At 65.9% G+C, this 12,618-nt stretch carries 9 protein-coding genes; 7 read left to right on the top strand and 2 right to left on the bottom strand.

Going from position 1 to position 12,618, the window contains the following annotated elements:
- The first annotated feature begins 14 nt into the window (after window positions 1–14).
- The 7 genes from DY467_RS16890 (at window position 15) to DY467_RS16860 (ending at window position 8,699) form a co-directional block, all read left to right on the top strand.
- Complete coding sequence (locus DY467_RS16890) at window positions 15–689, top strand: DUF4286 family protein (RefSeq protein ID WP_164637645.1); 675 nt, start codon at window positions 15–17, stop codon at window positions 687–689.
- 216 nt (window positions 690–905) lie between these two features.
- Window positions 906–3,758, top strand: a complete 2,853-nt coding sequence (locus tag DY467_RS16885; protein WP_164637643.1) for a bifunctional transaldolase/phosoglucose isomerase — start codon at window positions 906–908, stop codon at window positions 3,756–3,758.
- A 173-nt stretch (window positions 3,759–3,931) separates the two neighbouring features.
- Complete coding sequence (gene gnd / locus DY467_RS16880; RefSeq protein ID WP_164637642.1) at window positions 3,932–4,972, top strand: phosphogluconate dehydrogenase (NAD(+)-dependent, decarboxylating); 1,041 nt, start codon at window positions 3,932–3,934, stop codon at window positions 4,970–4,972.
- Complete coding sequence (gene zwf, locus DY467_RS16875) at window positions 4,969–6,483, top strand: glucose-6-phosphate dehydrogenase (protein WP_164574213.1); 1,515 nt, start codon at window positions 4,969–4,971, stop codon at window positions 6,481–6,483. The genes gnd and zwf overlap by 4 nt, the downstream gene beginning before the upstream one ends.
- Before the next feature lie 3 nt (window positions 6,484–6,486).
- A complete protein-coding gene (pgl, locus tag DY467_RS16870; protein ID WP_164637640.1) occupies window positions 6,487–7,227 on the top strand; it encodes a 6-phosphogluconolactonase in 741 nt (246 codons plus the stop codon).
- On the top strand, window positions 7,211–7,759 hold the full coding sequence (locus DY467_RS16865) for a gluconokinase (RefSeq protein ID WP_164637638.1): 549 nt from the start codon (window positions 7,211–7,213) through the stop codon (window positions 7,757–7,759). The genes pgl and DY467_RS16865 overlap by 17 nt, the downstream gene beginning before the upstream one ends.
- Before the next feature lie 121 nt (window positions 7,760–7,880).
- Entirely contained in the window at window positions 7,881–8,699 is an 819-nt protein-coding gene (locus tag DY467_RS16860) for a Cof-type HAD-IIB family hydrolase (RefSeq protein ID WP_164637636.1), read from the top strand.
- On the opposite strand, the gene DY467_RS16855 is transcribed toward DY467_RS16860, so the two are convergent.
- Both DY467_RS16855 and malQ read right to left on the bottom strand, forming a co-directional pair.
- Complete coding sequence (locus DY467_RS16855; RefSeq protein ID WP_164637634.1) at window positions 8,696–10,504, bottom strand: glycoside hydrolase family 15 protein; 1,809 nt, start codon at window positions 10,502–10,504, stop codon at window positions 8,696–8,698. The two genes, DY467_RS16860 and DY467_RS16855, sit on opposite strands and share 4 nt — an antisense overlap.
- A 4-nt stretch (window positions 10,505–10,508) precedes the next feature.
- Window positions 10,509–12,467, bottom strand: coding sequence for a 4-alpha-glucanotransferase (malQ, locus tag DY467_RS16850; protein WP_164637632.1), 1,959 nt, complete (start codon window positions 12,465–12,467; stop codon window positions 10,509–10,511).
- Between the last annotated feature and the right edge of the window lie 151 nt (window positions 12,468–12,618).

Here is a 12,618-nt window from a genome sequence, read left to right as displayed (position 1 = left end):
CAAGGGACTATGTGATGCCGATTGCCGGACAAGGCATGCTGCTGACCTCGATGGACATCGCGCCGGAGGACGAAGCCGATTTCAATCGCTGGTACGACCGCGAACACATCGCCGAGCGAGTCGCGATCGAGGGCTTCGTCGAGGCGCGCCGCTACGTCGCGCTCGAAGCAGCGCCGAAATATCTCGGGCTGTATTCGACCGAGCGGTTCGACGTGCTGAGCAGCGATGCGTATCGAACGGCGCTGGCCAATCAGACCGAGTGGTCGAAACGCAATATCGCCAAATTCAAGAACATGATCCGGGGAGTCGCACGGATCACGCTGAGCCGCGGCCAGGGCCGCGGTGCGGTGCTTGGTCTCGTCCGCATCCGTCCTGTCGCGGGCCGGGAGGACGCCTTGCGCACCGGGCTGTCGGCCAAGCTCGATCCGTTACCGCTCGACGGCATCATTTCGATGCACCTGCTCGAAAATGATCCGACGCTGTCGAAGCCGCTGACCGATCCGCCCGGCGTCACCAGCCCGGGCGCGTCAGACTGGTTCGTGCTGATCGACGGCACCAGCGCTGCGGCTGTCCAGGCGGCGCTTGCCAGCCGGTTCGAGGCCGCGATTGCCGCCGCCGGCGCGGAGCTGATTGCGGCTGGGACGTATGCGCTGCTGTGGGATTTGGCCAAGGCCGATCTCGATCGCTGAAGAGCGAATTTCGCCTGGTTTTGCCTGTAATCCTGGCATCACATCCCTGCGATAGATTGGCGTCAGGGAACCGTTTGCCGGTTCAGACGTCATCTTCGCATTGGGCGGTAATCGGCCGGCGTGCAAGGCGCCGGTCAGGACGTGTTGACAAGCCTCGATCCCCGGACGGAAATGCGAGCGAGGCCGTCATCGCACCGAACCAGCAGACAAGGCACCATGAATCCCGTCAAAGCGCTCGAAAAACACGGCCAGGCGATCTGGCTGGATTTCCTGGCCCGCGGCTTTATCGCCAAGGGCGACCTGAAGAAACTGATCGAGACCGACGGGGTGAAAGGGGTCACATCCAATCCCTCGATCTTCGAAAAGGCGATCGGTGCGACCGACGAATATGACGGCGCGATCGGCGAGGCGCTGAAGAAGGGCGACCGCTCGGTCGGCGATCTCTACGAGACGCTCGCCGTCGAAGACATCCAGAACGCCGCCAACGTGCTACGTCCGGTTTACGACAAACTCGAGCACCGCGACGGCTTCGTCAGCCTCGAAGTCTCGCCCTATCTGGCGCTCGACACCAAAGGCACGCTGGCGGAAGCCGAAAGGCTGTGGCGCGCGGTCGGTCGCGAAAACCTGATGATCAAGGTGCCGGCGACCCGCGAAGGCCTGCCCGCCATCAAGCAGCTCGTCTCCAAGGGCATCAGCGTCAACGTCACGCTGCTGTTCTCGCAGAAGGTCTATGTCCAGGTCGCCGAGGCGTACATCGCCGGCCTCGAAGCGCTGATCGCCTCCGGCGGTGATCCGGCGCATGTCGCCAGCGTCGCCAGCTTCTTCATCAGCCGGATCGACAGCGCGGTCGATGCCGCGCTCGACGACAAGATCGCCAAGGCGAACGATCCGTCCGAAAAGGAGCGGCTGGAAGAGCTGAAGGGCCAGGTGGCGATCGCCAACGCCAAGCTCGCTTACCAGGACTACAAGCGGCTGTTCAGCGGCGACCGCTGGGCGAAGCTCGAAGCCTGCGGAGCCAAGCCGCAACGGCTGCTGTGGGCCTCCACCGGCACCAAGAACAAGGCCTACAGCGATGTGCTGTATATCGAAGAGCTGATCGGCCCGGACACCGTCAACACCGTCCCGCCGGCAACGCTCGACGCCTTCCGCGATCACGGCAAGCCGAAGGACAGCCTGGAGAAGGACATCGACGACGCCCGCGCGGTGATCAAGGGCCTCGCCAGTGCCGGCGTGTCGCTCGATGCGATCACCGACAAGCTGGTCACCGAAGGCGTGCAGCTGTTTGCCGATGCGTTCGACAAGCTGCTCGGCGCGGTGGCGTTCAAGCGCGAGACCGTGCTGGCCGGCCGCGTCGGCAAGCAGACGCTGTCGCTGCCCGGCGAACTCGGCAACAGCGTCAAGCAGCAGACCGAAGCGTGGCGCAGCGCCGGCAAGATCCGCAAGATCTGGGCGCGTGATGAAGCCGTGTGGACCGATCACGACGAAGCCAAGTGGCTCGGCTGGCTGCATGCGCCGTCGGTCGCCAAGACCAAGCTCACCGAATATCAGGACTTCGCCAAATGGGTGAAGAGCCAGGGCTTCACAGATGCGGTGGTGCTCGGCATGGGCGGCTCCAGCCTCGGCCCCGAAGTGATCGCCGAGACCTTCCCGCGGCAGGACGGTTTCCCGAAGCTGCACGTGCTGGACTCGACCGATCCGGCGCAGGTCCGCGCGCTCGAAGCCAGCGTCAAGCTCGACTCGACGCTGTTCATCGTGTCGTCGAAGTCCGGCGGCACCACCGAGCCGAACGTGATGAAGGCTTACTTCTTCGCACGTGTCACCGAAGCGATCGGCGCCGATCAGGTCGGTCGCCACTTCGTCGCCGTCACCGACCCCGGCTCGTCGATGGAGAAGGTCGCGACTGAGCAGAAGTTCGCCAAGATCTTCCACGGCGATCCGACCATCGGCGGACGCTACTCGGTGCTGTCCCCGTTCGGCCTAGTGCCGGCTGCGGCCGCGGGCCTCGACCTTGCCAAGCTGCTCGACACCACGCTGGCGATGGTCCGCTCCTGCGGCACCGACGTGCCGCCGCAGCAGAACCCTGCGGTGCAGCTCGGTCTGGTGATGGGCTGCGCCGGGCTCGCAGGCCGCGACAAGGTGACGACCACGTCGTCGAAGGCGATCTCGGATTTCGGCGCCTGGGCCGAGCAGCTGATCGCCGAGTCGACCGGCAAGGAAGGCAAGGGTCTGATCCCGATCGACGGCGAGCCGCTGGCCGAGCCGTCGGCCTATGGCAACGACCGGCTGTTCATCGATCTGCGCACCGAAGCCGAGACCGATGCGGCCCATGAGTCGAAGCTCGCGGCGCTGGAAGCGGCCGGCCATCCGGTGGTGCGGATCGTGCTGAAATCGACCGAGGCGATCGGCCAGGAGTTCTTCCGCTTCGAACTGGCGACCGCCGTCGCGGGGGCCGTGCTTGGTATCAACCCGTTCGATCAACCCGACGTCGAAAGCGCCAAGATCAAGACCCGCGAACTCACTGCGGCGTTCGAGAAGTCCGGTGCGCTGCCCGCGGAGACCCCTGCCCTGTCGACCGCCGAAGCCGATCTCTACACCGACGCCGCCAACGCCGCGGCGCTGCGCAAGGCGGGTGCCGACGGCACGGTCGCGTCCTGGCTGAAGGCGCATCTGTCGCGCGTCAATGCCGGCGACTATTTCGCCCTGCTCGCCTATATCGAGCGCAACGCCGCGCATATCGACGCGCTGCAAGACATCCGGCTGCGCGTCCGCGACCAGCGCCGGGTGGCGACCTGTGCCGAATTCGGCCCGCGGTTCCTGCACTCGACCGGGCAGGCCTACAAGGGCGGCCCCGACAGCGGCGTCTTCCTGCAGATCACCGCCGACGATGCTGCCGACCTGCCGGTGCCGGGCCAGACCGCCAGCTTCGGCATCATCAAAGCGGCGCAGGCGCGCGGCGATTTCGACGTTCTCACCGAACGCGGCCGCCGCGCCCTGCGGGTTCACCTCAAGGGCGATCTCGGCGCCGGGCTGAAGTCGCTCGGCGCGGCGATCAAACAAGCGCTGGAGTGAGACGACATCTCGCCGTCATTGCGAGCGAAGCGAAGCAATCCAGGCTCCGAGCGAGGCATCTGGATTGCTTCGTCGCTTCGCTCCTCGCGATGACGGAGAGATCGAGGAGTAACTAACCGACAATGGGACTGCGCCACCGAGCACAGCCCAGAAGAAATCACGGAGACTTGCGCATGCAGATCGGCATGATCGGCCTCGGCCGGATGGGCGGAAACATCGTCCGGCGCCTGATGAAGGATGGCCATCATGCCGTGGTGTACGACCGGGACCCGCAAGCGGTCGAAGCGCTGACGCGCGAAGGCGCGACCGGGGCCGGCGGTCTCGAGGAGCTAGTGCGCAAGCTCGACGCGCCGCGCGCCGTGTGGGTGATGCTTCCGGCGGGCCACATTACCGAGACCACCATCGAACAGCTCGCCAAGCTACTCGCCGCCGGTGACGTCGTCATCGATGGCGGCAACACCTTCTGGCAGGACGATATCCGCCGCGCCAAGACGCTGAAGGAGACCAGCATCGATTACGTCGATGTCGGCACCTCCGGCGGCATCTGGGGCTTTGAACGCGGCTACTGCATGATGATCGGCGGCGACAAAGCCGTCGTCGACCGGCTCGATCCGATCTTCGCGACGCTGGCGCCGGGGATCGGCGATATTCCGCGCACGCCCGGCCGCGAAGAGCGCGATCCGCGTGTCGAGCAAGGCTATCTCCACGCCGGTCCCGTCGGCGCCGGCCACTTCGTCAAGATGGTCCACAACGGCATCGAATACGGTCTGATGCAGGCCTATGCCGAGGGCTTCGACATCCTCAAGAATGCCAACAGCGACGTCCTGCCCGACGCTCACCGCTTCGATCTCGACATCGCCGACATAGCCGAAGTCTGGCGGCGCGGCAGCGTGATCCCGTCATGGCTGCTCGACCTCACAGCAACGGCTCTCGCAAAGAACGATCAGCTCGACAACTACTCGGGCTTCGTCGAGGATTCTGGCGAAGGCCGCTGGACCATCAATGCCGCGATCGAAGAAGCGGTGCCTGCTGAAGTCCTCACCGCCGCGCTGTTCGCGCGCTTCCGTTCGCGCCGGGAACATACGTTCGCGGAGAAAATTCTCTCGGCGATGCGAGCTGGTTTTGGCGGCCACAAGGAGCCGCAGCAGCATCCCGAGCCGGCGCAGCAGGCGGCTCCGCAGCAGAAACTGAAACCGAAATCGGAGCGCGCGTGACCACGCAAGCCAACAGCAACCAGGTCCCCGAGGGCTGCGCGTTCGTCATCTTCGGCGTCACCGGCGACCTCACCCATCGGCTGGTGATTCCGGCGCTGTACAATCTCGCCGAAGCCAAGCTGCTGCCCGAGAAGTTCTGCGTCGTCGGCGTCACCCGCAAGGAGATGTCCAGCGACGGTCTGCGCGACAGCTTGATGCAGGGACTGCGCAAATACGCCACCCGCCCGGTCGACGACAAAGTCGCCGATCAGCTGCTCTACTGCGTCACCGCGGTCAGCGCCGATCCCAGCGAGCCCCAATCATTCGACAAGTTGCGTGAGCGACTGGAGAAGCTCGAAGCCAACCGTAACACCGGCGGCAACCGGCTGTTCTATCTCGCCACCCCGCCGGATGCGTTCGCACCGATCGCGAGCGAGCTCGGCCGCGCCGGACTGCTCGAAGAAACCAGCGGCGCCTGGCGCCGGCTGGTGGTGGAGAAGCCGTTCGGCACCGACCTCGCCTCGGCCAAGGCGCTGAACGATCATCTGCTCAGCATCATCTCCGAACACGAGCTGTACCGGATCGATCACTATCTCGGCAAAGAGACGGTGCAGAACATCCTGGTGCTGCGGTTCTCCAACGGCATGTTCGAGCCGATCTGGAACCGGGAGCACATCGACCACATCCAGATCACGGTCGAGGAAAAGCTTGGCGTCGGCCATCGCGGCAGCTTCTACGACAAGACCGGCGCGCTGCGCGACATGGTGCCGAACCATCTGTTTCAACTGCTGTCGCTGGTGGCAATGGAGCCGCCGGCGCATTTCAACGCCCACGCGGTTCGCTCCGCAAAGGCCGACGTGCTCGCGGCGATCCAGATCCAGACCGAACAGGAAGCGCTGCGCAATTCGGTGCGCGGCCAATATACCTCGGGCAGGATCGGCGATACCGATATCCCGGACTATCGCAGCGCCAAGGATGTCGCGACCGACAGCACCACCGAGACGTTCGCGGCGCTGAAGCTGTCGATCGACAACTGGCGCTGGGCCGGCGTGCCGTTCTATCTGCGCACCGGCAAGGCACTGTCGGGCAAGCGCACCGAGGTCGCGATCAAATTCAAGGAAGCGCCGTTCTCGATGTTCCGCTGCACGCCGGTGCAGGAATTGTCGCAGAACTACCTGGTGATCGGGATCGAGCCGGTCGAAGGCATCTCGCTGCAGTTCAACACCAAAGTGCCCGGCCCGGTGATCGCCATCGACGGCGTCGAGATGACGTTCCGCTACAAGGATTACTTCAAAGTGGCGCCGAGCAACGGCTACGAGACGCTGCTGCACGACTGCATGATCGGCGACAACATCCTGTTCCAGCGCGCCGATGGCGTCGAAGCCGGATGGCGCGTGGTGCAGCCGTTCCTCGATGCCTGGAAGAACGCCGGCGCCCACGGCCTGCAGATTTATCGCGCCGGCAGCGACGGCCCCGAAGACGCCGACGAGCTGCTGGCCCGCGACGGCCGCGACTGGCGCAAGCCAGGCTAACCGATGCGCGGCACCGATCATCACCTCGTGGTCGCGGCCGACGCCGATGCGCAGGCCCGCCTCGCCGCGCAGCGGCTGATTGCCCGGATCGACCTCAACCACGAGCGTCCGGCGATCTGCCTGACCGGCGGCTCCGGGCCGCAGAAGATGTTCGAACTGCTCGCCGGCGAGTTCGAGAACCGGATCCCGTGGCAACGCGTGCACTGGTTCATCAGCGACGAACGTTTCGTGCCGGAGAGCGACCCGCTCAGCAATATCCGCGCGGCCAAGCGCGCGTTTCTGGACGGCCGCGCGCCGCTACCACACGTTCACGCCATTCCCACCGATGCAGCCACACCGGACGAGGCGGCCCTCCGTTACGAGGCCGAGCTGAAAGCGTTCTACGGCAGCGACCAGCTCACACCTGGCCGGCCGCTGTTCGATCTGGTGCTCGGCGGTGTCGGGCCGGACGGTCACACCGCGTCGCTGTTTCCGGGGCGACCGCAGCTCGCAATCCAGGACCGCTGGGTCGCGGGTGTCGACACGGCCCCGGTCGAGCCGCTGGTGCCGCGCGTCACCCTCACGCTGCCGGCGCTCGCCTCCTGCGCCGAGATGCTTTTCCTGGTACACGGCGCTGCCAAGCGGGGCATCCTTGCCCGCGTATTCGCCGGCGAGGATCTGCCGTCCGCCCGCGCCCGCTCGCGGGGCGAGACGGTGTGGCTGGTGACTCAGGATGCGCTGCCGGAGAATGCCGGTGTCGGCTGAGCCGATGACTTCCGAGCCGCAGCCGCGCGCGCTGATCGTGATGGGCGTCTCCGGCTCGGGCAAGAGCACGGTGGGCGAAGCGCTAGGCCAGCGCCTCGGCTGGCGCTACGAAGACGCCGACGCCTACCACCCTGCAAGCAACGTCTCCAAGATGAGCGCCGGCCAGCCGCTCAGCGATGACGATCGCTGGCCCTGGCTCAAGGCGATCGCTGCCGAGATCGACCGCGTCATCGCGGACGGTGGCTCGATCGTGTTCGGCTGCTCGGCGCTGAAGCGGGCGTATCGCGACGTGCTGGTGCACGGCCGCAACGACATTCGGATCGTGTTTCTCGACGGCAGCCGCGAGCTGATCGGCGGCCGGATGGCGGCGCGCAAGAACCACTTCATGCCGGCCGGCCTGCTCGACAGCCAGTTCGCCACGCTGGAGCGCCCCGGCCCAGACGAGCGCCCAATCATTGCCTCGATCGACGAGCCCGTTGAGGCGATCGTCGACGACATCGTCGGTCAGCTTCCGACGCCCATCCGCGAATAATTCGATGCTCACCGTCATTGCGAGCGAAGCGAAGCAATCCAGAAGCTCCGTGCACGATTTCTGGATTGCTTCGTCGCTTCGCTCCTCGCAATGACGAAGGCTCCACTTTGAGGTTCGATCCATGACCCGCATCCAGCTCGTAATCTCCGACGTCGATGGCACCCTGGTCACCACCGACAAGCGGCTTACCGATCGTGCCCGTGATGCGGTGGCGCGGCTGGAAGCCAGCGGTGTCGGCTTCACCCTCACCTCGAGCCGGCCCCCGGTCGGGATGCGAATGTACAGCGATCCGCTCGGCATCACGCTGCCGCTCGGTCCGTTCAACGGCAGCTCGATCGTCACACCGACGCTCGACGTGCTCGAACAGCATCTGATCCCGGACAGCGCGGTGACGACCAGCATCGAGCTGTTCGAGCGCAGCGGCATCGACATCTGGCTGTTCACCAACGACAATTGGTACATCCGCCGCGACGACGGCAAATACGTCGCCCATGAGGAGCGCACCATCCGGTTTTCGCCGACCATGGAGGCGGACCTGACGTCGTTCGCCGGCAAGGCCTGCAAGATCGTCGGCGTCAGCGCCGACTTCGCACTGCTCAAGCGCTGCGAGCCGGAGCTGCAGGCTGCGCTCGGCGACCGCGCGCTGGCGGTGCGATCGCAGGATTACTATCTCGACGTCACCCCGCCGGGCCGCAGCAAGGGAACGTTCGTCGCGGCGATGGCCGAGCGGCTCGGCATCCCGACGGCCGCGATCGCCACGCTCGGCGACATGCAGAACGACCTGCCGATGTTCGGCGTCAGCGGCCTGTCGATCGCAATGGGCAACGCTGCCGACGAGATCAAGCAGCAGGCCGCGCACGTCACCGGCCGCAACGACGACGACGGCTTCGCCGCCGCGATCGACTTCATCCTGGAGCGCAATTCGCGTCTGGCCGGCTAAGTCTGCTTCGAGCGCTGCACCGCCGGCTTCTCGGTGGCGGCTTTAGCGGCAGATAAGTTGTTGGCGGTGTTGATCAGCGCAATGTGGGTCAGCGCCTGCGGGAAGTTGCCGGTCTGACGCTTTTCGACCGTGTCGTATTCCTCGGCGAGCAGGCCGAGATCGTTGGCGATGCCGGCGACACGATTGAACAGCGCCTTCGCCCGATCGATCTGGCCGGCCAGCACATAGGCATCGGCGAGCCACAGGCTGCAGGCGAGGAACGCGCCCTCTGCCGGCACGCTCGGGTCCTTGCTGGCGCGCGGATCGTGACGCATCACGTAGCCATCGCTCATCAGATGGCGCTCGATCGCCTCGAGCGTGCCCAGCACCCTTGGATCAGCCGGCGGCAGGAAGCCGACCGCTGGGATCAGCAGCACCGAAGCGTCCAGCACCTTGGCGCCGTAATGCTCGACGAAGGCATTCTGCTCGGGATCGAAGCCGTTGGCACAGACGTCGGCGTGAATCCTCTCGCGTAAGGCGCGCCACTCGGCGACCGGCGCCTTGAGGCCGAACTTCTCCGCGCTCTTGATGCCGCGATCGAACGCCACCCAGGTCATCACCTTGGAGGAGACGTAATGCTGGCGCGGTCCGCGCAGCTCCCAGATGCCGCTGTCGGGTTGGTCCCAGATCTTGGCGAGATGCTGCAGCACCTTGCATTCCAGCGCCCAGGACTCGCCGTCGAGCGCGAGGTCGGCGTTGCGCCATTGGTGGAAGGCGTCGATCAGTTCGCCATAGACGTCGAGCTGCAGCTGCGCGTGCGCGGCGTTGCCGATCCGCACCGGCTGGGCGCCCTGATAACCAGCCAGCCAATCCGCCTGCCATTCCAGCAGCCGGCGTTCGCCGTAAATGCCGTACATGATCTGCATGCCGGCCGGATCACCCGCCACCGCGCGCAGCAGCCAGTCGTGCCAGGCCGCAGCCTCTTCGGTGTAGCCGTTGTTCATCAGCGCGAACAGCGTGAAGGTCGCGTCGCGCAGCCAGCAGAATCTGTAGTCCCAGTTGCGCGAGCCGCCGAGCTGCTCCGGCAGCGACGTGGTCGGCGCCGCAACGATGCCGCCCGATGGCGCGAAGGTCAGCGCCTTCAGGGTGATCAGCGACCGCATCACCAGATCGCGATGATCGCCCTGATAGGTGCAGCGACCGGACCATTCGGCCCAGAACTCCTCGGTGTCCTTCAGCGCCGCGATCGGATCGATCGAGTCCGGCACCGGCAGATGCGACGGACCGTAAGTCATCACGAACGGGATCTGATCGCCCTCGCCGACCTCGAATTCGGCGACCGTGGTCATGTCCTTGCCGTGCGTCGCCACCGGCGTCCGCAGCACCAGCATGTCGGGACCGCCGACTGCCAGCACCGCGCCGTCGTCGCCGCGTCGCACCCATGGGATCGCCGCGCCGTAGCCGAACCGGATCACCAGCTGCATCGCCACCTTGACCCGGCCGCGATCGCCGCGCACCAGTCGGACGACGTCGGATGCCGAGCCACGCGGCGGCATGAAGTCGATTAGCGTGATACTGCCGGTCGCGGTTTCGAACGTGGTTTCCAGGATCAGGCTGTCGCCGCGATAGCGCCGGCTGCAGCGCACGACCTCGCCCGCAGGCGCGATCCGCCAACGGCCGTTATTCTCGGTTCCGAGCAGCGCGGCAAAACAGGCTTCGGAATCGAACGACGGCCAGCACAGCCAGTCGATTGAGCCGTCGCGGCCGACCAGCGCCGCGGTCTCGCAGTCGCCGATCAGCGCGTAGTCTTCGATCGGATTCGGCAAAACGTCACCCCGCGGTGCGGCGGTCGGCGGTCGCCGCGAGCAGCGCTTGGCGGTTGATCACGGCGGGGATGTCTTCGATCGCCTTCGGCAGCCGCCGCCGCCAGTTCGGATGTTCCGACACCGTGCCCGGCACGTTCGGCTGATCGAGCACACCGAGCAGATCTTCCAGCGCGATCGCCAACAGGCGCGACGGCGTGCGCGCCAGGAACGTCAGCACCGCGTAGATATCGTCGTGCTCGATTCCCTGATTGCGGAGCGCATCGCCGAGCATCGCCAGTGCATGGCGGCGGCTGTCGTCGCTCTCGCCGGGATCGACCCCGATCGAACGCTTCAGATGCAGGTCGGTCGAGGCACGCCACCCCGAATAGGTCGCGAGGTCGTGGGTGTTGAAGGTGACCAGTGCGTTCGGCAGATAGTGATCGAGCCCGAAGAACCAGCCCTGGTGGAAGTCGCGCTCGAACATCATCACCCGATACGACCAGATCCCCCACGCGGCCAACCGGTCGCGGAAGCCGTCCGGCACCGTGCCGAGGTCTTCGCCGATCACCACGCAGCGATGCGCGACGCTTTCCTGCGCGGTGACCGCCAGCAGGGCCTCGAGCGGCATCCGGACATAGACGCCCTGATTCGCGGCAAAGCCGTGCGGGACCAGATACAGCCGGTTCAGCCCGAGCACGTGATCGAGCCGGATCGCGCCGGCGTAGCGCATCGAGGCGCGCAGCATGTCGCGGAACGGCGCGAAGCCGGTCAGCTCCAGCCCCGGCGCGTTGAACCCGGCAAGGCCCCAATTTTGGCCCGCGGTGTTGAGCGGATCGGGCGGCGCGCCGACCGACAGCAGCCGCGAGATCGCGGCCGGTTCATTCCAGGCATCGAAGCCGTCGCTCTGCACGCCGACCGCGACGTCGAGATAAAGACCGACGTTCATGCCGCGGGCGGCCGCGAGATCGCGGCAACCGCGCAACTGATCGTCGGCGCACCACTGCGCGAATTCGAAGAATTCGACCTCCGGGCCGTCTGTCCCGGCGCGCAACTGCGCGCAGCGCGTATCATCCGGCTGTCGCCACTCCTCCGGCCATTCCCACCACGGGTGGCCGAATTTGTGCCGGAGCACTTCGAAACACGCGAACCGCGTCAGCAGGGGCGCGCGCTCGCGGCGAAACGCCTCGAACGCGTCACGCCGAGCGGCCGACGCCGAGGTGCGGAACGTCTCGTAAGCGGCGCGCAGCCCGCGCCACTTCACCGCCGCCACCGCAGCGTAGTCGATCAGTTCGCCATCGCGCAGCGACGCCAGCGTCTGGGCATCGACCGGCCGATCGTTTCCGGAAAACTCCGGCAGGCTTTCGACGTCGACATAGAGCGGATTGAGAAACAGCCGGCTGTTCGGCGAATACGGGCTGCAATCGCCGGGCCGATCGTCGAACAACGCATGCAGCGGATTGAGGCCGATGCCGCCGGCGCCGAGGCTGGCGGCGAGTTCGATCAGGTTGGCCAGATCTGTGAAGTCACCGATACCCCAGTTGCGTGCCGATCGCAGGCTGTAGAGCTGCACGGCGACCAGCCAGGAGCGATCGAAGGCGCCGCCGAACGCATGCGGCGGCGCGACCAAAAGCGGCACCTCTTCGGCGTGGCCTGATGCGTCCGTCAGCCGCACCCGATAGCTGCCGCTCGGCAGATCTTGCGGCCATGCAATGGATCGATCTTCGGCGGTGCCTTCGGCCAGCGTCGCCGCCGCGGCCGTGATCACCCAGCGCACCGGGAGGGCTGCGCCCGCCCCCAGCTCGGAACGGTTCTGCTCGCCCTGCCGGATCACCACGATCCGATCGAGCAATCGCCGCTCCGCCGCCTCCGGGATCGCGTCGATGATCAGCCCCAGGGCTTCTGGCGGCGTGACGTGGCGGCGGCCCTGACCGTCATAAAATTCGGTCTGGATGCCCAGCTCAGCAGCTTTGGTGAATAAATCCATAAGGCACGCTGTCTACACGCCGCGCGGGGTGCGCCGCGAATCCGCCTGTCCGCCGACAGGATAGTCATATCGAACGCGATTGCGTAGGGTGAGTTCCATTGGAACCAGCGCGTCCTGGAAGCTTTGTAATCGAGAACCGCCCGGTTCACTA

The organism is Rhodopseudomonas sp. BR0G17, assembly GCF_010907025.1.
Lineage (GTDB): Bacteria > Pseudomonadota > Alphaproteobacteria > Rhizobiales > Xanthobacteraceae > Rhodopseudomonas > Rhodopseudomonas palustris_H.
This window is presented reverse-complemented; position numbering and strand designations above follow the sequence as displayed.